Source organism: Microcoleus sp. AS-A8, from assembly GCA_039962225.1.
Taxonomy (GTDB): Bacteria; Cyanobacteriota; Cyanobacteriia; order Cyanobacteriales; family Coleofasciculaceae; genus Allocoleopsis.
The window spans coordinates 16,682-41,636 of record JAMPKV010000014.1 but is presented as its reverse complement, the minus strand read 5'-3'; the positions used below and the strand labels follow the sequence as shown (position 1 = coordinate 41,636).

General features: G+C 46.7%; 16 protein-coding genes. 4 read left to right on the top strand and 12 right to left on the bottom strand.

Going from position 1 to position 24,955, the window contains the following annotated elements:
• Positions 1 to 12: 12 nt before the first annotated feature.
• The 11 genes from ndhI to NDI48_21435 all read right to left on the bottom strand — a co-directional run bounded on the left by ndhI (position 13) and on the right by NDI48_21435 (position 14,857).
• Positions 13 to 618 (bottom strand): NAD(P)H-quinone oxidoreductase subunit I, encoded by a 606-nt coding sequence (gene ndhI / locus NDI48_21485; GenBank protein ID MEP0833742.1) that lies wholly within the window; start codon positions 616 to 618, stop codon positions 13 to 15.
• Positions 619 to 758: 140 nt separating this feature from the next.
• Positions 759 to 1,877 carry an NADH-quinone oxidoreductase subunit NuoH gene (nuoH, locus tag NDI48_21480; GenBank protein MEP0833741.1) on the bottom strand — a complete coding sequence of 373 codons (1,119 nt, stop codon included), beginning with the start codon at positions 1,875 to 1,877 and terminating at the stop codon, positions 759 to 761.
• Positions 1,878 to 2,702: 825 nt separating this feature from the next.
• Positions 2,703 to 3,839 carry a citrate synthase gene (locus NDI48_21475; GenBank protein MEP0833740.1) on the bottom strand — a complete coding sequence of 379 codons (1,137 nt, stop codon included), beginning with the start codon at positions 3,837 to 3,839 and terminating at the stop codon, positions 2,703 to 2,705.
• 92 nt (positions 3,840 to 3,931) lie between these two features.
• A complete protein-coding gene (sixA, locus tag NDI48_21470; protein ID MEP0833739.1) occupies positions 3,932 to 4,429 on the bottom strand; it encodes a phosphohistidine phosphatase SixA in 498 nt (165 codons plus the stop codon).
• An 85-nt stretch (positions 4,430 to 4,514) separates the two neighbouring features.
• On the bottom strand, positions 4,515 to 5,780 hold the full coding sequence (locus NDI48_21465; protein ID MEP0833738.1) for a bifunctional oligoribonuclease/PAP phosphatase NrnA: 1,266 nt from the start codon (positions 5,778 to 5,780) through the stop codon (positions 4,515 to 4,517).
• A 215-nt stretch (positions 5,781 to 5,995) separates the two neighbouring features.
• Complete coding sequence (locus NDI48_21460; protein MEP0833737.1) at positions 5,996 to 6,493, bottom strand: HNH endonuclease; 498 nt, start codon at positions 6,491 to 6,493, stop codon at positions 5,996 to 5,998.
• Positions 6,494 to 6,835: 342 nt separating this feature from the next.
• The gene (locus tag NDI48_21455; GenBank protein ID MEP0833736.1) at positions 6,836 to 8,332 is read right to left on the bottom strand and encodes a protein arginine N-methyltransferase; all 1,497 of its coding nucleotides are present in this window, start codon (positions 8,330 to 8,332) and stop codon (positions 6,836 to 6,838) included.
• 101 nt (positions 8,333 to 8,433) lie between these two features.
• Positions 8,434 to 8,562: a RebB family R body protein gene (locus NDI48_21450; protein MEP0833735.1), complete on the bottom strand. Its 129-nt coding sequence runs from the start codon at positions 8,560 to 8,562 to the stop codon at positions 8,434 to 8,436.
• A gap of 386 nt (positions 8,563 to 8,948) precedes the next feature.
• Positions 8,949 to 10,433, bottom strand: coding sequence for a response regulator (locus tag NDI48_21445; protein ID MEP0833734.1), 1,485 nt, complete (start codon positions 10,431 to 10,433; stop codon positions 8,949 to 8,951).
• A gap of 69 nt (positions 10,434 to 10,502) precedes the next feature.
• Entirely contained in the window at positions 10,503 to 11,540 is a 1,038-nt protein-coding gene (locus tag NDI48_21440) for a PleD family two-component system response regulator (GenBank protein ID MEP0833733.1), read from the bottom strand.
• Positions 11,537 to 14,857: a PAS domain S-box protein gene (locus NDI48_21435; GenBank protein ID MEP0833732.1), complete on the bottom strand. Its 3,321-nt coding sequence runs from the start codon at positions 14,855 to 14,857 to the stop codon at positions 11,537 to 11,539. Before NDI48_21435 ends, NDI48_21440 begins: the two co-directional genes overlap by 4 nt.
• Positions 14,858 to 15,315: 458 nt before the next feature.
• On the opposite strand from NDI48_21435, the gene NDI48_21430 reads away from it, so the two are divergent.
• Positions 15,316 to 16,281, top strand: a complete 966-nt coding sequence (locus tag NDI48_21430) for a TIGR03885 family FMN-dependent LLM class oxidoreductase (protein MEP0833731.1) — start codon at positions 15,316 to 15,318, stop codon at positions 16,279 to 16,281.
• Between the two features lie 298 nt (positions 16,282 to 16,579).
• On the opposite strand, the gene NDI48_21425 is transcribed toward NDI48_21430, so the two are convergent.
• On the bottom strand, positions 16,580 to 19,015 hold the full coding sequence (locus NDI48_21425; GenBank protein ID MEP0833730.1) for a M48 family metalloprotease: 2,436 nt from the start codon (positions 19,013 to 19,015) through the stop codon (positions 16,580 to 16,582).
• A 279-nt stretch (positions 19,016 to 19,294) separates the two neighbouring features.
• Here NDI48_21425 and NDI48_21420 point away from each other — a divergent pair, with 279 nt between their 5' ends.
• The 3 genes from NDI48_21420 (at position 19,295) to NDI48_21410 (ending at position 24,911) form a co-directional block, all read left to right on the top strand.
• Entirely contained in the window at positions 19,295 to 23,884 is a 4,590-nt protein-coding gene (locus NDI48_21420; protein MEP0833729.1) for a hypothetical protein, read from the top strand.
• Between the two features lie 24 nt (positions 23,885 to 23,908).
• Positions 23,909 to 24,409: a hypothetical protein gene (locus tag NDI48_21415; GenBank protein MEP0833728.1), complete on the top strand. Its 501-nt coding sequence runs from the start codon at positions 23,909 to 23,911 to the stop codon at positions 24,407 to 24,409.
• Between the two features lie 286 nt (positions 24,410 to 24,695).
• The gene (locus NDI48_21410) at positions 24,696 to 24,911 is read left to right on the top strand and encodes a hypothetical protein (protein MEP0833727.1); all 216 of its coding nucleotides are present in this window, start codon (positions 24,696 to 24,698) and stop codon (positions 24,909 to 24,911) included.
• Positions 24,912 to 24,955: the final 44 nt, after the last annotated feature.

Below are 24,955 nucleotides of genomic sequence, written 5' to 3'. Positions count from 1 at the left end.
ATCAGTTGACAACTATTTCTGTGTAGTTTCTTCTTTCTTTGGTTCCATCTGCTCCGCAATTTGCTCTGGACGCAAAGCAGCGCGTTGAGAACCTTGAGCCAAATCATGCGGGTCTAAAACGCCCTTCGGCAGGTAAGCCAGTTCGCGTAAGGCAGTGACCATTGGGTCTTGTGTAACTTTGTACGGTAGCCGTCCCATTGCCACATTGTCGTAATTGAGTTCGTGGCGCTCGTAGGTGGAAATTTCGTACTCTTCGGTCGCGGATAGACAGTTCGTTGGGCAGTATTCGATACAGTTGGCGCAGAAGATACAAACCCCGAAATCAATGCTGTAGCTCTTGAGTTTTTTCTTCTTGCTGGCTTTGTCAAAGTCGTAGTCTACGACTGGCAGGTTAATCGGACAAACCCGAACACAGACTTCGCAGGAAATGCACTTATCAAACTCAAAGTGAATCCGACCGCGAAACCGCTCGGAAGGGATGAGTTTCTCGTAAGGATACTGTACTGTGACAGGACGCCGTTGCATGTGGTCGAAGGTAACCGATAGACCTTGACCAATATAGCGGGCAGCTTGAACGGTTTCTTTGGCGTAGTCGCCAACTTGTTTAAGGAACTTCAGCATAGTTGTGAGTGTCTCTCTCTTTTTAAAGTCCTTGGCCGGAAGAGAGGTGAAAATTAACAGGTTGTACTCCACAGGAGAAGCCGAAGGATCAGTTAAAAGTTCTAACCTTCTAACGTTACTAACCTGCAACCTTCAATCTAACCGCCAAAGGCAAAAGGAAATGCTAATTTAAGTGCGGCAGTCAGGAGTAAATTAACCAGACCGATGGGAAGCAGGAACTTCCATCCTAGATTAAGAAGCTGGTCAATACGAACGCGGGGAAGTGTCCAGCGCAGCAGAATGGCAATAAAGACCAGGAAATATGCCTTAAGGAGGGTCATGGTAATCCCCAGCGATGCGGTGATCACCTGCAACCAAGAACTGGTTTCACTAACACCCAGCCAATTGGCTAACTGATCGAGAGGAATCGGAAATTCCCAGCCACCCAGGTACAGAACAGCAACGAGTAAGGCAGACAGCACCAGGTTGACGTAGGAACCGATATAAAACAGAGCAAATTTCATCCCAGCGTACTCGGTTTGATACCCAGCCACTAGTTCTTCTTCCGCTTCCGGAAGGTCAAAGGGTAGTCGCTCACATTCTGCCAAAGCGGAAATCCAAAAGATCAGGAAACCCACGGGTTGACGCCAAATGTTCCAGCCCAAAATGCCGTAGCCCGATTGCTGCTCCACAATATCAATAGTGCTCAGGCTGTTGGACATCAGCACAATAGCGAGGACTGCCAGCGCTAGAGGAATTTCGTAACTAATCGATTGTGCTGCCGCCCTCAAGCCACCCAACAGCGAGTATTTATTGTTGGAGGCATAGCCTGACATTAACAAACCAATCGGCTGAACGCTGGATAAAGCAATCCATAAGAATATCCCTGTTCCCACATCGGTGATGACGAGGTTCTGTCCAAAAGGCACAATTAAGTAGGACAGAAACACAGGCAGCACGACAAGGATGGGTCCGAGTGTGAAGAGCCACCGATCCGCTTTAGCGGGAACAATGTCTTCTTTAAAGACTAGCTTCAGACCATCTGCTACAGGCTGGAGAACACCCAGGGGACCGGCGTATTCGGGGCCAATGCGCTGTTGAGCCGCAGCAGAAATTTTCCGTTCTAGCCAGACGAGTACCAAGACGCCCACCGTTGTACCGATAATCATCAGAAACATCGGTAGCGGCATCCAAATGGCTTTAGCCGCACCAGGTGGGATGCCCAAGTCCCTAAGCGATTGAATAAAATTTCCTTGGAGGTCAATTCCTGGATTCATCTTTGCCGATACGTGTAATTACTGAGGCAGTTCGATACACAGGGTATCGAATACATCTATACAGCTCTTTTGTAAAGATTTTTTTAGGAGCCTCTCTGCCTAGTATATCGTTGGATGGTTATTGGCTCAGCACCACTCCTCAGAATTTATACTTATCACGATGGTTAGGTTTTCTTCTGAGTTCTTATCAGTTGGGATAGCCTCTATCGTCTATATAGTTTTAGTTGATGCTTGTTCAACTACCTAGGGGTCATAGTAAGGGGTGTTCCAGAGGGAGGGTGATTCTGAGTGACAAAGATGGATGACTGCTAGGGATGTTTAATTCGGCTATCTTCACACCAGTCAATCAACACTCCTCAAGATTTCTGGAAATGTTACTCAACTTTTGACAGAACCTTATAAATAGGCGGTTAAAATAGACACTTAAATTATAAATTCCTCGCTCTTTGGAGTAGATGAATCAGCCAACGCTTTTGGAACTGGCAAACCAGGCAGACGAAAATGCGATTAATTCTCTAATGAATTATCGGCTGCAAGATAAATGTATTATTGCACAATCAACATAGAAGGATGATTGGCTTTTAGTGCTATTTAAAGCCGAGAAATTGCCAGGTCAATGAGTGCGGCTATACTGACTCAATCAGCAACCTTAAAGGATGACTGGAATTCAATTACAAGATTGCAGCCCGAAGATACAAAGTATGAGGAACACAGATGACGATTATCCATAAATGATCCTCTTTTGACCTCAATTGAACCAGAGGCGATAAGCAAGAGCGAAATTCTACGCTCACGCCTCGGATTGAATCTCGCAGTTAGCGACCTCTAGCGTTTTTCCATGGGAAGATAATCAACACTGTGGACACCCGTGTAGATTTGAGTGGGTCGAAAAATTCGGTTTTCTTCCAACTGTTCTTTCCAGTGAGCGAGCCAACCGGCCACCCGTGCGATCGCAAAAATCGGTGTAAACAAGTCTGTAGGAATCCCCAATTTCCGGTAAACCAACCCGGAATAGAAATCAACATTGGCGTAAATTCCTTTCTGACCCAGTTTTTCCTCGACGGCCTGTTCTAGTGCAACGGCAATCTCATAGTACTCATCGTGACCAAACTTCTCAAACAGTTGCTCTGCTAAGTTTTGCAGGATTGTTGCTCGTGGGTCTTTCACTTTATAAACCCGGTGACCAAAACCCATGATTTTGGACTTACGCTGCACGCAATCCTCTACATAGGAGCGGACATTTTCCACGGAGCCTATTTCTTCCAACATGGTGATCACTTCTTCATTCGCTCCACCATGCAAAGGCCCGGCTAACGTTCCCACGGCGGAAGCCACCACAGCATAGGGGTCAGTCAATGTCGATGCGGTGACCATTGCCGAGAATGTGGACGCATTCATCGTGTGTTCGGCGTGGAGCGTCAAGCAGATGTCGAAAATCCGAGCCGCTAGAGGATCAGGTTTTTGCTCATTGAGCATGTACAAAAAGTTGGCAGAGTAATCCAAGTCATCATTAGGCTGAACAGGGTCGTTGCCTTTACGCATTTGCTTGAAAGCTGCCACCATCGTTGGGATTTTTGCCAACAGGCGAACCGATGCCTCCCGAATATAATCGGGGTTATCTAGCGCTCGTTTGGAGTAAAAAAGACCGAGTGCCGCCGCCGAGGCTTGCAGTGCGTCCATCGGGTGACCTGTTTCCGGGAAGCACTTCATCATGTCCCGAATTCGATACTTGATCCGCCGACGGTGGCGAATTTCATATTCAAAGACCTCGAGTTCTTCCTTGGTCGGCAGCTCACCCCAAATCAGCAGATACGATGTTTCCAGAAACGTGCTGTGTGATGCGAGTTCTTCAATGCGAATACCACGATACTCCAGTATTCCCTTTTGTCCATCGACATAGCTAATACTGGATTGAGCAACGGGAATACCTTCTAAACCTGGTCTATACTCGCAAGCTGTCATCTTACTATCGAATGAGTTTTAAATGTTCTCAGGCTAACTTACCAGAAACTTCTATATTAGTCGCTTGTATTACAAAATTTGTTAAATCCTGATTAAAGGAACCACTTAGGCGAGGTCAACAAGAACAGTTCACTCTGACCTATGGGGGACTCGGTGTCTGGAACCTTTATGCCGATGACTCCGGCTTTTTTAAGGATTAGCTTTTCTTGGGCTTCACCCCAAACCAATATTTCCGCCCAGTTGCCTAAATCGGGTTGATGACCGACTAACGCCAAGCCTTTTTCTATAGCCATCGTCTGCCGATGTTGCTCTAGCCAACTGACCCAAGCCTCGATATCGCCATCTGGAGCAAGAGCGGGAAATTCTTCAACATTGGAAGCTAAACCCGCCTTTTGCAGGATGACAGCCGTCTCTTTGGCTCGTACTAAAGGACTTGTCAAAATTAGGTCAAAACGCAGACTCCGGTCATAAAGTTGTTTCGCGACTTGAGCCGTTTTTTGACGCCCTTTATCGGTTAGCGGACGTTCTTGCTCATTGGTGTAATCCTCTCTCAGAGCGGCGATGCCGTGACGAATTAAATATAATTCCATAGATACACCGCTTCTTAAAGCTAAGCAACGTCCAAGCAGGAGGAGGATTTTATTTTACGATTCTCTATTCAAAATCCACAATCGGTTAGGCGGTATTGATCAGATTGTCCTTGGGATTCACCAGGCGCAGAAGTTTTTGCTTAATTTGGATATCAAACACTTCCCACTTCATCTTGGCGTACTCAGCATTATCATTGAAGCTGCCCAAAAACCCAATGGGAATTTCAAATCCACCTGCCATCATGCGTCCACCGCCAAAGAAGCGTCCATTACTATCTTGACCAAAAGCTTCTTTGATGAACTCATCGGGGTCAAGGGTGAGTTTGTTGGTTCTCAAGGAGCCAATCACGACTTCTACTTCTTCGTCTTCGTCGTGAACGATGCCATAAACCACTGCCGTATGAACGTTTTCTTCCGTCACCAAAAAGTCAGCCGCTTGGGGGATAGCATCCCGGTCATCGTAACGCAGGTAGCCAACCCCCGCAATGGAGAAGTTATTCTGTACCAGGCGATTTTTGAGCGATCGCTCAATCACATCCATGACGCGGCGCGATCGCGCGGTTTGGAGTACAGCATTCAGCAATTGGGGGTCATAGAACCGACTGAGATACCCTGCCACCAAGAAATCTTCTTCCTGTGCCTGCATAAGCCGATTGGTATCCGATCTCAGACCATGCATTAAGGCTGTAGCACACTTAACATGTTCATTAATGCTACTGTCTAGTTTCAGTAACCCCGCCTGAAGGTACTGGGTTAAAATCGTGGCTGTCGCTCGTGTCTGAGGACGAATATCGACAAACTCAGCTTCTAAGTCGCCCTGAGTTCTGTGATGGTCAATAATTGCGATGATCGGCAGACCGGATTGTTTGACCAGAGGCATCAATTGACTCGTTGTTCCCTGGTTATCGATCAGCACACAGCCTTGATAGATCGATAAATCGCGATCCTTCAACGTCTGGACACCCCAGCGTTTTGCGGGTAAGTTAGTTAGCTTAACCAACGCAATGTTTTCCTGGTGCGAGAGAGTCCCCGCGTAGACAATATCACATTGGATATTGTGCTGTTGCACAATGAGCTGGTAAGCCCAAGCGCTGGACAAGGCATCCGGGTCAGGGAAATCTTGGATGAGAATGAGCTGACGTTCTCTGCCATGACGCTTCAGCATCTGTCGAAATTCAGCGACCTTCTCTTCAGGTGAGGATTCATGCCACCGTTTCTCACGAGAATGACTGAGATTACTACTTACCTTCTCGTGAGAGTCTGGAGGCTGTTGAGGTTCAACAGCGATCAACTCTGAAGGAGTAGCGGATGGGAATGAATCATTAATAGACGTGAGCGAGTTCGATGGCATGTTGGGTTGTAGTAAGGTAAGCCGGGTTCTTGCCAGCGCCGCATCAATCGTATTTTTATTGGAGCGGTTAGCTGTTCAACTGGTGCGCCACCCTCTTCTATTTTCGCAAAACAACCAGTAAGCCATATCTTATCGAGTGGTCGTGTTTTCCGACCATGACTCTGTTGGTAGAATTGTAAGTTGTTGATTTTATAACTCTGCTTAAAGGTAGAGTGTTAAATGCCGATCACATACTTTCGCCACTCTTGATGCAATCCCCCCTTCACATGTTTGGCAACTTCAAAGTGCAAGCTGCTGTAAGGTCTACGAGGCTGATTCCGCAGTATCATATTGGCTTCTTTAGGGGTGCGGCTGCCTTTTTTAACATTGCAGCGTACACAGGCGGTGACAATATTTTCCCAAGTATCTCCTCCGTGGCGAGAGCGAGGAATCACATGATCGAGCGTGAGTTCATCACCCGTATAACCGCAGTATTGACAAGAGTGTCCATCCCGGTGGAGGATATTTCGGCGAGTTAGAGGGATTTCTTTGTAGGGAACCCGCACGTAATGCCGAAGTCGGATAACTGTAGGGAGAGGGAATTCTGAGTAGACGTATTTGCCGTTGTGTTCAACCTGCTCCGCTTTCCCTTTGATCAACAAGACAACCGCCCGTCGCCAGTTGGTGATATTGAGCGGTTCGTAGGAGGCGTTTAACACCAGAACCTTGCCCATTGGTGATCGACATTAAGAGAATGTTTTCCCAGATAGTAGCACAGGTCTCTCTAGCTCGGTTATTTAGCAGTTAGAAGTTGAAGGGCATTTCGACTTTCCTTACACTTAACCCTACCAATGATTATTCAATTGCACGCTATTCGTAGAGTATTTAAATTTTTTGAACGCTATATTTAGGGGTCAAAGTTGAGCAGAAAGCCCTCAATGTCGGGTCAGGATGATTAGCCGTAATCAGGAATGAGGGGGAGAGGAGGAAAGGGGGATATGGGGAGAACAACTTTTATCCAATGTTTGTGTGCAAAACTCATGGAGGGTCTTGCACTATTGTTCGTCTATCTCGGCTTAATCCCTATAAGGTTCGACGTGTAGACCAATCTGCTCAATATAGGTACGCACTCTTGCAGGCGATATGCCATTTTGCCGTACCGATGAGAAATTGTGCCTGACTGTTTCTATTTGCTCTCCTGTCAGGTCGGCAAAAGGGATAAAGTCATCTGGTACAGTTAGTGCTTGAGTGAAGGCAAGCCAGTTCATGGGATTGGTTTCATTCCCTTCAAGGGGTAGGCAATGATAAAGGGTGTGAATTGGCTGACCCGCAGCATCGAACGTCGCAAGGACTCGATGTAAATACGGTTCGCTGAGGCTGCCAATGATGTTAATGAACAACAGCGATGCACTAGCCTTTATTCGCTTAATAAATTCGACTGTCCTAAGCTTGGTTGGAAATTCTCCTTCTCCTGTGTAGACATCAAAGTTGATGAAGTCGAATCGCTGCTCATTTGATTGCAGGAACGCTGCTCCATCGCTTTCTATAATTTGCAACCGACCTGCATTGATGTAATGCTGCACGAGGGGGAAGAAGGTTAAGCAAAGCCGAATCACTGTCGGATCGATTTCCACTACAGTCAGACGCATTTCTGGGAAACAAGCCAGCCCCATAATTAGACCTGACCCGCAACCCAGTCCTATCACCAAGCCCGATGCACGAGGCATGTGGCAACCCACTAGAAGAAAGCCAGCTGTGTAGTAGAGAGAGCTTAACGGTCCTGGCCCAGGTCGGCAATGGGGTTCGTATTCGTTAGCAGCAGGTTGTTTGTCAAACGCTCCCTGCATTTGCTCATTAATGCAGAGGGCACGAATTTCAGGTGTATCAAATACCGTTACCTTACCAAACATTCCCTCTGCTGTAGCTAGAACTGCTGTCCCCTCTGAATTCATGCTGCGCCACTGCTCGTAAGTTGCGCCAGCTTCTTGCAGTTGCGAGAGGTGCATCTGCACCAGAGCTTTATTCACTAGAGATTCTGAATGCTCTGGGTTTAATCTCAAAGCTGCTTCATAAGCTTCCAAGCTTTCAGAATAACGTTGTTGCTTAGTGTAGATTACTCCCAGGTTGTAAAACGGCAAAAAAAAGTCTGGAAACCGGGCATTTAAGTCGCGATTAATCTCAATAGCAGCATCCAGTTTTCCTTGGTGAATCGCAACTGTTGATGCCACTAATTGTTCTTCTAAAAAAGCATCCAGTAATAAATCTTTCTCTGCTGCTTGGGCGATCGCTTCGTTCGCCTTAGGTATTTTAGGGTCTGTGGGACGCAGGAGGTTGTTTAAAATCAGAAAAATTTCGTTTGTAAAGCCACAATCACAAGATTTCGGTAAAGCTTTGAAAAAAATTCGCTCGATTTGCAATACAGATGCGTCTGGCAAACTACTGGCAGAGGCGATGGCGTTACAAGCGAGACATCGATGGTTCTCATAACAGAAGAGTGCTTCTTCATCTGAAGCAGGCTGATAGGCAGATCTTAAGGAAATGCCCTGAAGAGATGCAAATTTACTTGGTCTCATAGGCATTTCCCTAAGTTTTTGTAGCTTTTTGTACGATATTTATGTATTACCAAGAGGTAACAGCATTACTTAGCAGCCCATTTTACAGGCAGACTGAGAGACTAAGACTTGGTCTGATACAAGTTGCTCAATGTCATTGCTGGTGACTCAGTCGCCACTTTTACATTTGTTTGATTGATTGCATCTTTGATTAGAGAACGAGTTTTACCGCTGTCAACTACAATTGCCATAATTTTTACTTCCTTTAGTCTTTAGCTGAACACCAATGTTGCTCAAAAACTATTAATTGTTACCACAATTATGCAATTTTTGTCAACAATACGCCGGAGAAATTTCGATTTTAAGCACTAAACTTCTCAAACGTCAGGCACTTACCATGACTGAATAAATTTTTCCCTACATATGGCGTGAGTGCGTAAGTCCTGTGCACGCTGTGGAAGGATTGCTTCGCGTTCTCATGGGTCTTCAACCTGTGGGAGACAACAGCAGCATTATCGATCTCAACCAGTCCCTCTGACTTTGCGCTCTGAACTCTGCTGCGCTTCGCTATCGCATACTGAATAACCGATTTTCCTTCAATACATATTCTGTTCATTCTTTTGCAAGAATCTAATTTTCAACCGTCCGGCTTTCTGCTAATGAGCAGATAAGTAATCATCTCTCCCTTACCTTTGACCTGAATTGGGCTTCGCTCCTCAAACAGATAGCGATCGCGTAATCGCTCATAGGTCGTCGCAGAAACCTGAATCGAACCCGGTAGACCTTGAGATTCCATGCGAGAAGCGATGTTAACCGTATCACCCCAGAGGTCATAGCTAAATTTTCTAATGCCAATCACACCCGCGACGACAGGACCGGAATGAATGCCAATTCTCAGCCGGAACGTTCTACCCAGCTCGGTGTTGAGCTGGGTAATAGCGTCTTGCATATCCAAGGCCATTTGAGCGATCGCTCCCGCCGTATCTGGACGAGGCGTCGGCAAACCTGCAACGACCATATAGGCATCACCAATTGTCTTGATTTTCTCAATACCATGCTGCTCTGCCAGTCGGTCAAACTTGGAGAAAATCACATTCAGTAGTTCCACCAGTTCTGTCGGAGAGGTTTGCGCCGAGAACTTGGTAAAGTCAACCAGATCCGCAAACAGAACCGTTACATCTTCAAAGCTCTCAGCCAGCGTGCGCTGACCTCGTTTCAAACGTTCGGCAATGGGTTGGGGTAGGATATTGAGCAGTAGAAGTTCCGCTCGTTTCCGGGCGAGGCGTAGGGCAACTTCAGACTGTTTACGCTCTGTAATGTCGGTAACACTGCCCTCGTAGTAAAGCAACTTCCCATTGGCATCTCTGACGGTGCGAATATTTTCCGAAATCCAGATGACGCTACCATCTTTGCGATAAACCTGAGATTCAAAATCTGATAAGGTATCTTCGCGGTTCATCAAAGCGATTAAATCGTCACGACGCATCGGTTCAAGATAAAGTTGCTTGCCAATATTGCTCATTTCATTCATCAATGCTTCTGGAGAGGAGTAGCCGAGGATTCGTGCCAATGCAGGATTCGCCGTGATGTATCGCCCCTCAGGCGTTGCCTGAAAAATTCCTTCTGTGGCATTCTCAACAATACTGCGATATTTTTCCTCAGCTTTTTGAAGCTGTAGATTTTGCTCTTGTAGCTTATGATGCAGGTTCCGGAGTGTCAGGTGAGTGGTGACTCTGGCTCGTACTTCTTCTTGCTGCATCGGCTTAGTGACATAATCGACAGCTCCAAGACTGAAACCTTTAACCTTATCCACCGCCTCAGAAAGCGCAGTCATAAAAATTACCGGGATGTCTTGAGTTGCAGGATTAGCTTTCAGGCGTCGGCACGTTTCAAACCCATCAATTCCCGGCATCATTACATCCAATAAGATCAGATCAGGATGAGCATATTCAACTTTTTGAATGGCACTTTCACCATCTTGAGCCACTAAGACTTTGAAACCAGAATCGGTCAAAAAGTCAAATAATACTCCCAGATTTGTTGGTTTATCATCGACAATTACAATGACGCCTTTCTTATTCTCTGCGCTCATGGCGCTTAGACTTTCTTGGGAATTATTCATGTGTTATTTTTGATAAATTATTATTTACAATTTATGATAAATGAACGACCAATTCCCCATTACCATGCCTCATTGGGGACAAACATCTCGACTATCCGTGTTTGTCAAAGGGATAAAAATAGTGCGATCGCGTCCCGATTGTTTCGCTTGATATAGCGCCCGATCCGCCAGGGCAATTAGGGCTTCTGGAGAACCTTTATACCAAGGAATGGTACAAGAGGCTCCCACACTGAGAGTGACAAATTCACTAATGGGGGATTGTGGATGAACAATTTCCAGCGTTCTGAGTGAACCTTGAATTTCTGCTGCCACTCGCAGTGCCCCTTCCCCATTGGTATTGGGTAAAATCACGGCAAATTCTTCCCCTCCATAACGAGCCACTAAATCAGCCGGACGCTTCACCGTGCGCTTCATGGCTTGAGCCACTTGGTGTAAACACTCATCTCCGGCTTGATGACCCTTGCTATCGTTATACAGTTTGAAAAAATCGACATCACAAAGTAACAACGATAAAGGCAATTTTTCCCTAGCCAAAATACTCCAACCTTTGCTCAAGCATTCATCAAATAGACGGCGGTTTGCCAGTTGCGTCAAAGGATCTGAAGTCGCTAAGCGATGTAGTTGTTGATTCGCCTCCTGAAGGGCAGATTCCACCTGCTGACGCTGCTGAATTTCTTGTTGCAGCCGTGCATTTTGTACAAGGAGACTATGCTTCAATTTTTCAATCGTCAGGTGAGTGGTGACACGGGCAAGAATAATTTCTTTTTGAGCTGGTTTGATAATAAAATCAACGGCTCCCAATTGAAACCCTTTGACCACGACTGCCGTTTGAGATAAAGCCGTCATAAAAATGACGGGAATGTCTTGTGTGGAATCATTAGTTTTCAAGCGACGACATGTTTCAAACCCGTCCATTCCAGGCATAATGATATCCAAAAAAATCAAATCTGGATGCTCAGCTTGAGCGATTTGAAGGGCACTTTCACCATTCCGAGCGATTAAGACGTGGAATCCAGTATCCGTCAAAAATTCAAACAGTAATTCTAAAGTAGTCGGGCTATCATCAACAAAGAGGATAGTCTCTTTGTCAGGGTATGCGATATTCATTCATCTTCTGCCAGATACTTTCTCACAAATTCCAGAATTTGTTTTTCTTGAAAGCCTTTAGCTAATTGACTCAACTGTTTGGCAAAGGGTGCAAATTGCTCGTTTAACTGTTCAAGTCTCTTGGCTTGTTGTTGGATACCTCTAATGTCGCCCATCATGGCGAGTTCATAGAGAGCCTTAAGTTCTTCGGAGGGGGGAGGCACGGTTAGGGTTTGCCAAGCATAGGCATAAGGTGTAGCGGGGAGTGAGTTCCCCGGAAGAGGAAGCCCTGTGTGGACTGGATTGTTCCGTTCATCCCTAATCGCTACCTTGGGAGATAGGGGAATTGGATCACTCGCACCCTCAGGCACCGTGAGTGTGTCTATATCTGTTTCTTCGTATACCCATTCCAACCCCAAATGGTGGCGTAGCTGTCCTAAGAGTTTTTCTACCTGTACAGGTTTGGAGATAAAGCCATCACAACCTGCGGCTAAACACTTTTCTTGGTCATTATCGAAAGCGCTGGCTGACATCGCGATCACCACAACCCGATCCAGGTTAGGTAACTCCCTGAGTTTCTTCACCGCCTCAAAGCCGTCCATTCCTGGCATGACCATATCGAGCAAGATTACATCCGGTTTATGTTGAAGCGCCTGATTCAGACCCTCTTGACCGTTTCTGGCTTCAAGGACTTCAAAGCCCACAGGAGTGAGGAGGTCAACCAGAAGCGAGCGATTTTCCCATTTATCGTCTACCACCAGCAACCTGTATTTTTCTTTTAACTGAATCACCCTCCCTTCATGATGTTCGGCGATGTCAGCTTCTTCCGATACCCTTGGTAAATCTAAATCCAAGCAGAAAACACTACCTTGACCCAAGCGACTTTCTACATGCAGCTTGCCACCCATGAGTTGCACTAATTTTTGGCTGATGGCGAGTCCTAATCCTGTACCTTCTGCCTGACGCGTCGGGTCACCGATTTGATGGAAGGGTAAAAAGATGTCTGCAATTTGCTCGGATGGCATACCAATGCCAGTGTCTTCGATCAAGAAGCGCATTTTGGTCATAGGGAATGGGGAAGAAGCATGAGATAAGGGAGTATCCTCAGACAAGGACATACTGGAAAATCCTCCTTGTCCCCACTCTCCAGTCCCCATGACATAGCCGACTTTAAAGGTTACCCCGCCCGTGTCCGTAAATTTAACGGCATTGCCGAGGAGGTTAATCAGGACTTGCCGCAGACGTTTTTCATCACCCGTGACAAAGGCCGGAATTTCGGAAAGCAGCTCATAACGAAAGAAAATGTTTTTTTGTTCGGCATGAATGCGAACGATTTCGATAATGCTGTCCAGAAAATGAGGAAACTGAAAATCACTCAGGTACAGTTCCATTTTCCGGGCTTCGATTTTGGAGAGGTCTAAAATGTCATTGAGCAGTGTTAACAAATGTTCTCCGCACTGTTGAATGATGCCGAGTTGCTCCTGTTGCTTGACGTTGAGATTAGGCTCTCGTTTCAAGATTTGGGTGTAGCCTAAAATTCCATTTAATGGAGTACGTAATTCATGGCTCATATTCGCTAAAAATTCACTTTTAGCGCGGTTGGCAGCTTCAGCGGCAACTTTAGCTTGTTTGAGTATCTTCTCGGTTTGTTTGCGATCGCGAATGTCCCGAAAAATTCCCTGAACAATTTTTTTGCCTTGCACATCTACAACGGTCGCACTCACTTCAACCGGCACAATCGTCCCGTCTTTGTGAAATAATTCCACTTCGCTTTGCAGAACACCACTGACCTCAACGTGTTTCTTAAAAAGAGTTGTATATTTTTCGCGCCGTTCGGGGGGTTGAATCTCGGTTTGATGCAGACCAATCAGTTCAAATCGCGTGCGTCCGAGAAGGTTTTCCGCCATCTGATTCGCCTCTAGGATAATCTCGGTTTCTGCATCCACGGCGATAATCGCATCCCCAGCCGACTCGACGAGTAAGCGATATTTTTCTTCTGTCTGACGCAATGCCGCTTCGGCTCGCTTACGCTCTGTGATGTCTCGGTTGTACCAAATTCTGCCATAGTAGCCCCTGGAGGGAGAGAGGACGGGGGCGGAGTAAAATTCAAAAATTCGCCCATCGATGAAGGTGACTTCAGCGTAGCTCGTTTCTGTCGGATGAGCGTAGAGATACTCGGCTTCAGCCAGAAATTGCTGTGGGTTTTGGAGTTGCGAAAGCATCTCATTGAGCAGCCGTCCTTCATCCCCGGTGTCAGCAAGCTGAGGTGAAATCTGCCACAACTGGCAAAAACGCTGGTTGTAGGATGCAATTTGGCGATTTTCATCGATCACCAGAATCCCATCAAGTGCGGCTTCTTGTTGGGCTTTGAGCATGGCATTACTGCGAAGTAATTCCTCCTGTGCAAAAGAACGCTCGATCGCAATTCGGGCAAGTTGAGTGGCTTTACCCGTGAGTTCTTGTTCGTAGCGGTTCGGGGTATGGGGTTGGCGGTAATAGATGGAAATTGTGCCTAAGACTTTCCCCACGGTCGAACAGATGGGACGAGACCAACAGGCTCTCAGTCCATAGGAAAGTGCCAAATCCCGGAAATCTGCCCACACAGAATGAGTGTCAATATCCTCGACAATCACGGCTTCTCCCCAATAAGCAGCGGTACCGCAGGAGGCAGCATAGGGGCCAATGGTTAGGCCATCGATCGCTTCGTTATAGGCGTCTGGCAGGCTGGGAGCGGCTCCATGTCGGAGCGTGACCCCGTTTTTGTCTAGTAAGAGAAAGGAACACCAACACTGAGGGATTTGCTGCTCAATCATCTGGGCGATGATGCTGAGAACGTCTCGCAGGGGTTCCCCTTTGGCAATCATTTCCAAGATATGATTTTGTTCGGCTAATAAAGCTTCCACTTGCTTGCGATCGCTAATGTCACATCCTTCAGCAATCAGCAGTACGACTTGACCGGTTTCATCTGTGAACGGCTTGATGGAGAAATCAAGGGTCATCACAGCGTCAAAAGCACCTCTAATATCCACCTCGTAACGCACACATTCACCCTGAGCGGCTGCTGCGCTCCCAAGCTTGATTTGCTCCTGGATGCTTGGAGAATGGCTCCACCACGGAGCCTCCCAAAACGGACGGTTTATAACATCCGAACGCTTCTGTTCCCTGAAATTTAACGCTCTTTGATTGGCTTCTAGCAGAGTTCCATCCGTTTTTAGAAGCCAAGTAAATTGAAAGGTATGGTCAAAAATGGCGCGAAACCGTCTTTCACTCTCCACCAGAGCTTCTTTGAGCGCTTTAGTAAGAGTAATATTTTCGTCTGTTCCCAGATCAATCTTCATGGGTTGTTCTAAATGGCTATTTTTGCAGTTAATTTCTGTGAGCGATTTTCCCTCGTTCGCTTTAGCATTAGCGAAGAGATTTTTAATAATTTTGTCAAGGCTTTAATGGCTCAGTCATCTAAATTAAACCTTGTCCTATTTGTAACCAATTTTTAAGTTCTCTCAACCTGAGCTGTTGGCCTCCATGTGCAACAAAAGGAGTTGAGAGATTTTCATAATATTGTGACGAAGCCTAAACAGCACAAAGAGTTTTTGGTGATGGCTTCTTGCCAAGTCCGGCGTTTGTTGTTTAGGCCGCCCCCTTTTGGGCGATCGCGACTCTGTCATGTGGCGCTCGTTTTAAAGAAGTCATTCGGTCAATCATGATTCACTATCCGCTTTTAGCTAGAGGAGTGGTGAGAGCCGAGAAGACAAAATACGGATGCAGGCTCTAATCTTCCTCCATTGCAGAAATCAGTATGACCAAGATTGCTTATCATGCTTCCCATGAGCAGTTCAAGCCAAGTGAACTCCTAAAATACGTTCAAGCGGCTCAGCAAGCGGGGTTCACGGCAGCATCATCTTCCGACCATTTCCATCCTTGGAGCGATCGCCAAGGGGAAAGCGGTTTCTCTTGGGCATGGCTCGGTGCCGCCTTGCAAGCAACGTCCCTGCCTTTTGGGGTTGTTTGCGCTCCTGGACAACGCTATCACCCCGCGATTGTGGCTCAAGCCGTCGCAACGCTTGCAGAAATGTTCCCCCAGCGCTTCTGGGTCGCCGTGGGAAGTGGCGAGGCACTCAACGAGCGAATTACAGGAGATCACTGGCCTCCTAAGGGTGAACGGAATGCTCGCCTTAAGGAGTGTGCCGATATTATGCGCGCTCTGTGGGCTGGAGAAACAGTGACTCACTACGGACGGGTGCGCGTTGAGGAGGCAAAGCTCTACACCCGACCGGAAATTCCCCCTCTGATGATTGGAGCCGCCGTCACCGCCGAAACAGCCGAGTGGATGGGTTCTTGGGCGGATGGACTGATTACCATCTCTCGCCCCCCGGAGGAACTCCGGAAAGTGGTGGAAGCATTTTATCGCGGTGGGGGAGAGGGTAAGCCGATGTATCTCAAAGTGCAACTCGCCTATGCACACAATGAAGCCGAAGCACGACAAGGAGCCTACGAGCAGTGGAGTACTAACATCTTCAAGAGTGCTACCCTAGCGGAACTCTGGACTCCCAAGCAGTTCGATGCAGCGGCGGAGTTTATGAAACCGGAGGATATGGATAGGGGGGTGCGGATTTCTGCTGACCCTCAGCAGCACATTGAGTGGTTATCCAAGGATCTGGAACTCGGATTTAGTCAACTGATTTTGCATAACGTTAACCGAGAGCAGCAGCCGTTTATCGAGGAGTTTGGCGAGAAAGTACTCCCCGCCCTTGCCAGTCCATAAAAGCCGCCAAGAAACCTCTAAATAGTAAAAAACCAGTCATTCGCGGTGACTGGTAAAACCTGCTGTGTTGGAGGGAGAATACCTAGTACAAAGACACCTCAACCCTACCCAAGGTTAAGTTAATGAGCTTCTCAGCTCATATTGGCTATGCCAAGGCTAGATGTAAATAAATGTAACAATAAACGCTAGGGTTTGCAATATTTCTTTACATTTAGTAGCAATGAAGGGTGTATCCTACCGAATCGCGATTACTGAATCGGCGTTCTAGAGGCACAATACATTTCTGGCGTTCTTCACATCAGGCTTGCCAAATTTGGTAAGCTCCCCAGAGGGCAGCGACAAGGGCAAGCAGAGTCAGCCAGAGGGGATAGTTGGCTCGTGTCACTTTGCCACCTTGGCTGCGTAGCGTTTCAATGTCAATCCAGGGCGTTACACCCCGGCGAAACCAGCCAGTAACGGTCACTTGCTGGTCTACTAAATTGCTGGGACGAGTCGGTTTAGGTAGGAGATTGCCCAAGGGTCCTAAAAAGGATGAGAAGTGGAGTCTCACCAAACCCGTGGAGGTTTGCAAGATTAAGTCCTGTCCTAGCCAGTTAAGTAAACCGTGACGCCCTAAGAGTTTGCCCGTGATCTGAACGGGTTCACTATCGGGAGGTAGGGTTGCTGGATGGGAAAGAGACTCTCCTAAGTTGGGTTCGGTTCGTACCGTGGACGGTTTAATGTCGGGAAAGTAGCGATTAATCCACAGGAATAGGCTGAGGCTAAAAGCAACCAGGATGCAAGCGTCCAGAAACGGTCTAGCATTGTGCATCCAGATCACCTGCCAAATGTTGAGCCGATCGCCAATTTGTCCAATTGACCAAAAAACACCCCTGAGGATAATACCGAGCAGCAGTCCGAAAAATACAGCACTTTGCAGTAGAGGGAATGCTTTAGGAGCATTGACCAGTTTTGACATCCATGAGCCAAAAGTGCGAACGGGGGGAGCGATGGGAGGTAAATTTAATTCAGGGTCCAGCTTCCAGAACTGGGCATTGCGACCCAGCATGGCAGCACGTTCGCCCAGTAGAGGATGGGAAGCAGTGGCGCTTAACCAGTCGCGGTAAGGGTTGGTGCAGTCCCACTGTAAAACGGTTTCAAAGGAAGTTTGGGGAGAACAACTGCCAAAGAGCAGTGCCTGTCGATATCCCACCGGTAGCAATAGGTCGAAGCTTTCCAAAAGTCCGCTGGTTTTGCGCTCATGCTGGATTTCTTCAGCTATTCCTAGGGCAATTTTAAGTAAAGCGCGGGTCAAGCCATTGGGATTGCCGGTTGTTTCTACAGCCATGCGATCGCTATAAAATACTCTTGCCCTGGAAAACCAGAGAAGAGGCAGGCGGAATAACCAGTAAATACCGTAACTGATAGAGGCGAGTGTTCCGGTAATTCCCCGAACGATAGCCGGCAGAAATCGCCGATACGAGGGCAGTTTTTGGGCGACAAAGTCGGCAAAGCGCTCTCCTGCCTGAGCCATTTGCCAATAAATCGTGTAAGGGATTTGCAGCAGGAGTACACCCAGAGACATCAAGACGATATCCCACCGGGCAATATGTCCCAACTGACCTGTATAAAGGGTTGCGACTTCGTTATCCGATAGTTGTGTCAGTAAGCCCTCACTGACGACAATTCGTGCTGTCCAGGGGAGATTGCCATAGGTAAGAACCACTGGGGCATCGGTTGGTAAAATGCCCAATCTGGGTAATGGCAGCTTTCGTTGGCGGCACAACTGTTGCACCACCTTGGCAGATTCTGGACTGCGGGCAGCAAGTTGGGTTAGAGGGAGACTTTCAAGACCATGAAAGTACTTTAAGACGGCATCCAGCAACCAGGGAGATAGGACTAGCAGGACGGCGAAAACGATGGCGATCGCGGGAGTTGGGTCGCGGTAGAAGAGTTGGATGGGAGCTAAAAAGGGCACCTGTACCAAGACGGCGTTGGTTGTCTGCATCACGAAGCGCAGGAAGACTTGCAGCACCCAAAACAACGCGACGAGAGTGACAGCTTCGACAAGCCAAAGGCGTGTCAATTTAATGGGTTTGAGAGGGTTCCAGTTCTCGGCACGTCCGCTATTGCGCCATCTAGGGCGGGGAGTGAAGATTGAGGGAACGGGAGTCGAGGGGGGAGCGTAAGAAGCGGGTAGTAAGGATGGGTTTTCGGTTGTGGCGGCTGAATTGGAGCGGGTATTACTTGATATCCCAGCATTTGCCAGTCTGCGATTGTTTGCCTTTGCTGGTGTCGGAGTGGTGCTTTTGGGAGTGTCCTGAGTTTGAGCGTTAGCAAACAGACGCTTCGTGGAATCTGTCAATCGCTGTTTGATATTAAAAGAGGTCTTTTGTGCAGGCGTCTGGGATTGAGATGCAGCCGGGTTAAAAGGGACAAATCCTGTAGAATCTGAGACCGAGGCGCGGCTGGGGGTGGCTGGGACATTGCTGTTTAAGTCCGCCAGGGTACTCGTTGCCCATGCGCGGACGTTGGGGTCAGGATGATGAGTAAGGTCTTGGCAAAGGGCGATCGCACTTTCAACATCGCCGCTTCTTTGGTAAGCCGTTACAAGCGCCTGTGAAGCTTGGGTCACGAGAGAGTCGTCTAACTCCGTCTCGCGCACAGCTTCGAGGTGAGCGATCGCATCTGAGTAATTTGCCTGTTGCAGGGCGTCAAGACCTGCATCAAGCGAAGGATTTGGAACAGCTCCCATAGTCTTCTTCCAGTCACTCTGTTCCTATAAGATACCCTTGTGGAGGGAATATTCTATCACTTATCTGAAAATAAGGGTTGGTGGGCAGGAGTCAAGTGTCAGGGGAAAGAGATTTTTCACTTTGTTGTGTGAAACCACGCCGAGTGCCTATGGCGGATGCAGCTATTTTATGAGACTTATGTCAACAAGGAAAAACTCGCACCATTAGTGCGAGAAATTGGTTGGACTCATAATCTGGTGATGAAGAATAGTCTTCAATACTCGTCGGAGAGATAGGATATGCCCTTACCTGGTGGAGCAACAGACAAATTCGGCAACCGCTATGAAGGTCGGTGGACGGTGTTCTGCATGATCGAGGTTATAGATGAGAGTGCTGACTCTATATGTCTAGAACCACCTGGAGAAGAAGGAGAAGGGGTTGAGTTCTGGCTTGAAAAAGGAGACAGTCGTGAATATCACCAGGTTAAAAGGCAACAGAGTACTGGATCATGGACGCTAGTCAATTTAAGAAATAATAAAATCCTGTCAAATTTCTGGAAAAAACTAAAGACACCCACAGCCAATTGCACTTTTATTTCTACTGATAGGGCGTTTCAGCTAGATGAACTAGCTGATAACTCTATGAGAGCTAACTCCTGGGAAGTGTTTAAACAAGGATTTCTAAACGTTGATAAATCCCAAACAAGCGAACGACTGAGAAATTTCCAAGAACTCTGCCGTTGCTGGAATAACTGCCCTGAAATAGACGCTTACAATGCACTCAAGCGAATTAAAGTCAAAACAGTTGATGAAAATACTCTACGCACCATAGTTGAAAGCCGTTTAGCAGCACTGGTAGAGGGCGAGTCGGCAACTGTTATAGATGTGCTGGCTCAATATGCGTTAGATAAAGTACATCATGAGTTAACCGCACATGACATTTGGCATCATTTAGAGAACCGGAAAGAACCCTTTCGCCGTCGCGAGTGGGGTAAAAGCCCTCACGTTTTGGCTGCTGTCGATAAAGTGAATGATCGCTATCTCGATAGGTTGCACAAGGAAGCGATCGCAGGAAAAGTAATCCCTAGAGATGAGGTAGACATTATTCTCGAAAAGCTCACCTCGCCAGATGGTAAACATGGTGTATTAGTTGCAGGTGAAGCTGGAGTGGGAAAAAGTGGCGTAATTCTCCAATCTGTGGAAGCGCTTCGTAAAAAGGGTGTGCCGATAATAGCTTTTCGGGTAGATCGTTTAGACCCAACAGACTCACCCGCTCAAGTTGGGGAGCAGTTAGAAAAGTTACCTGGTTCTCCTGCTCATGTTCTAGCAAATATTGCACAGGGGCGTGATTGTGTCCTGATTATCGATCAGCTTGATGCTGTAAGTACAGCTTCGGGTCGTAATACCGATTTCTTGGATTGTGTCGAGCAAATCATTGATCAAGTTAAAGCATATCCGCAAATGCGATTATTGCTAGCTTGTCGGAAGTTTGACCTAGATTATGATGGCAGACTTAAGCGTTTAACAGGTGAGAATGGCATTGCCGAAACGGTAACAGTTAACCGCCTATCTCATGAGAAAGTGCGGGAGATGGTTGTAGAGCTAGGATTAGATGGCACTTTACTGAACAATAAGCAATTAGAGTTGTTATCTATACCCCTGCACCTCAAATTGCTAGCAGAAGTTGCAGACGTTTCAAAAGCTCATGCCCTCAACTTTAGAACAGCTAAAGATCTATACGATAAGTTCTGGGACTATAAAAAGGATATTATCCACGCTCGGCTTGGTGATTCTGAGCATTGGACGGATGTAATATACACTCTCTGTGATTACATGAGTAAACATCAGAGGTTGGCTGCACCCAAAGCTCGTGTGGATAGATATGGGAAGACGGCTGAATGGATGGCATCCGAACACGTATTGATTCTAGATGGACAGCAGTATTCGTTTTTCCATGAAAGTTTTTTTGACTATGCTTTTGCACGTCGATTTGTAGGTGAAGATGAGGAATTATTGAACTTTTTGGGGAGTAGAGAACGGCAACATCTGTTTCGACGCGCTCAAGTTCGGCAAATCTTATTTTATGAGCGGGATGCAGAACGCGATCGCTATCTTAACGACCTCCAAGCTTTACTCACTAGCCCTAATATCCGCTTTCATATAAAACAAGTAGTATTTGCTCTGCTAGCAACACTCGATGACCCTACACAAGAAGAATGGGAGATTATAGCCTCCTTGATGGGTGAACAAGCTGACCCTATTACACAACAAGTTTGGCGAACTATGCGTAGCTCTGTTCGTTGGTTTCAACGGCTGGACTCGCTTGGAATAATAGAACAGTGGCTAAGGGATGAGAGCGAGGAGCGTATTGGGCAAACGGTAACACTTCTATCGATTATGCAGAGGCAGATACCGGATCGAGTGGCTGAATTAGCAGAGCCTTTTATTGGTGTATCGAAAGCATGGCGTGATCGGCTCAACTCGATTATACAAGGGGCAGAACTCAGTACTGAGCGTCGATTCTTTAATTTTTTCCTGCGACTTATTCAAGAAGGCATTCTTGACCAACCACGAGGAATTATAAATTACAGTCGTGACTTTTGGATGCAAATCTATTCTTTACCCAAAGAGCGTCCTGAGTGGGCTTGTGAAGCCATTAGCTGTTATCTCAATCGGTATTTAGATTTAAGTCTTTCTGCTGGACAACCTAATCTCTTTGATCGCAACTCTGGCGCTCTCCCGCAAAGCCAATCTGATGAACGGGTTTTAATCGAGAGCGCACGTAATGCTCCAAGAGCATTTATTGAATACTTATTTCCCTTCATGCTTCGCGTGATAGAGTTAACAGCTACACAAGGAAATGATCTACCTTGGTTTGATTCAGTCTGGGATTACCGACCTTATGGTAGAGGTTATGACCTTCATCACGCCTTGTTAAGCGAGATGGAAGTGGCACTGTCTCATTTGGCTGCAAACCATCCTGAAGATTTCTCCCTCCTCGCAGAGCAGCAATTTCGTAGCTCTAATTTTGAAACAATCCAGTTTCTGTTGATTCGTGCTTACACCGCGAACGGAAAAAGATTTGCAGATGAAGCTATCGATTACCTCTGTGAACAACCAGCGCGACTGGAAACAGGATATTCAGCAGGTAATGGAAATATTCATGCTGCTCCCTATTGGGCTACCCGACAGTTAATAGAAGCAACTACTCCACATTGCTCTGAGGAAAGTTTGGTAAAACTTGAAGCAGTAATTCTCGACTACTACAGTCGCTATGAAAAAACGGCTAGAGGTCTTAAGTTTCGAGGCTATCCTCAGCTAGTTTTGTTAGATGCTATTGTTTCCTCCCAGCGTACAAAGGCAGCTAGCAGTCGGCTACAAGAGTGGAAGCGTAAATTCACAGATTTACAGTTGTTGGAACCACTAGGAAAAATTAACCCCCCAGAGTCAATTGAAGCATCTTTTGTTGGGTCTCCAGTACCTAAAAAAGCAGCAGACAAAATGAATGACGAGCAATGGTTAAAGGCTATTGAGCGCTATGATTATAATGACTTAGGCTCTCGATTTCAGAGTACTGGAAAACTAATAGGTGGAGCGCATCAACTATCCAGTCTTTTGCAAAGCCAAGTTAAAGATGAACCACTACGCTTTGCTGAACTCATACATAGATTCCCAGATAGTGCGAATTCATCCTATTTTGATGCCGTTCTACGTGGTATTGCTGAAGTTGGGCTAGGTGTTGAAACTGCATTTCGTGTATGTCAACGCTGCCACCAACTACCTAACCGACCTTGTGGTCGCTCGATTAGTTGGCTAATTGAGAAATTAGCTGAACTGCCTTGGAGTCAACAAGCCTTGGACATTGTGATCTGGTACGCATTGGAAGACCCTGATCCAGAGCAAGAGTTGTGGCGCACGGAGACTCCCAATGAACAGGTCTACAAGGGCGGTAATATTTCGGACGCGGGAATTGACTCTACACGAAGCAGCGCTGTAGAAGCGATCGCTGCACTCATCTTTGCTGACAAAAACCGCGCCTCTTATTTTCGGCAACCTCTGCAACAGATAGTTCAAGGCCCTTCCATTGCTGTCAGAGCATGTGCTGCTGAAGCACTAACAGCTGTGTTGAATTATGACCGAGATTTAGCTGTCAACTTGTTCCAGCAACTTTGTGAAACTGAAGATACACTACTAGGAACACAGACTGTTGAGCAATTTTTGTACTACGCCTTACCAACTCATTTTGAAGCCCTATCATCAATCGTTGAGCGAATGATTGTATCAGAGTTATCCGAAGTTGTAAAGGTCGGCGCTCGACAAGCCTGTTTGATATCTTTGGATAGGGAAGAAGCGGGCTGGCTTGCTGAGCTTTGCCTGTCTGGTACAGAAGCTCATCGCATAGCTGCTGCTGAGATATTTGTTGCCAACCTTCGTAACGCACACTTGCGGGAATTTTGTGAAAATATCTTAATTCAACTTTTCAATGATTTGAGTGAAGAAGTGCGTTCTCAAGCAGCTAGATGCTTTTTGCACTTTGAGGGAGAGGAACTGACTAATTACATCAGTTTAGTGGAGGCATTTGTTGACAGTCCCGCCTTCACGGCTAACCACTATAACTTGATTCGTGCATTAGAAGAGACCACAGCTAAACTTCCAGATGAAGCTACTTATCGAGTATGCGATCGCTTTCTAGATGGTATTGAGTCAGATGCTCCTAATACTCGTAACCGTAGCTTTATAGATGCAAATCAAATCAGTCAACTGCTTCTTCGCCTGTACACCCAAACCAAGAATCAGGCATTACAATCAAGCTGTCTCGACCTAGTTGATCGTATGGCTCAGATGGAAGTTTATGGATTAGATCAAGCACTAACACAGTATGAACGATGAAGTTGTGGACAAAGTTAAATCAATATGAATTACTCTCTGCGTGTATTTTGCCAAAGTCCCCAGCTAGTACCCAGCAACGAGATTACCGATTTCATCCGAGATGGCTGGTATTTCGATGAGCCGCCTAAATTTGAGGTACAGCCAAGTGCAGAAGCGCAGGACGAGACTCACTGGAAATTCATCACCGTACACTACCAAGAAGATAAACCTCCGGTAAGAATCGCACTAAACCTCAACGACCAACTTCTCGCCTCTGAAATCGAAGAGACGATAGAAGTGATTCGTAAGTCAGGGAAGCTGAACCAGCAGCAAAACCTTATTGAGAAACTCGCTGCTAGCAAGCAAGTCATTGCAATTGAAATCGATTATTTGGGGTTAACAGACGCCGCCTGGGAAATGCTAGATTGCCTCGAAGCCTATTTAGCTAAGAAATTAGCTGGTATCGTTTACGCACCCGAAGATGGCTTTTATGATGAGGACCTACAGCCTATATACAAGCTGGGAACACCTGTGAGCATAGGGTAAAAACGCGATCGCCGCCTCATTAACTCAAGCAATTTACCAAAGCGCTCGCTCCCCCTCATAAGAGTTCTACCTAGAGTTCAGCGTTTCCTATTCCCAAAGACTGATGAGCAAACCTGTAGAATTTGTTAATCCTTCCAGAATTGTATTCAGAATAGGCGTAGTAAACTATTACCCAGTCGGGTGAATCCACTGGGGGAAGTGAGAAACAAGCCGCCTGTCATACCTTGAATACAAGCAGCAAGAGTTTGACGCGAAGGCTGGGAAGTAGAGAGTGAGAAGCTGTACTATGAAAAATGCTGATTTGTCCGAAACACGCCTCCTAGAATCTGCGATCGCTAAGTTGTTTACTCAAGCCTCTCAAAAAGGCAAGTTAACTCTTACAGACTGCTATGGCTTAGTGGCTGCACTCTTAACCTATCCCCTCAGCGAAGCCGAGCAAGATTTAATCAATCGTCTGCTGTATGCGGTTCGTAGAGGTAGGATGGAAGTCGTAATCGATTAACCCAGGGGTTTAGTCAGTTAGCCGATTGAAGGTTAGAACTTTCC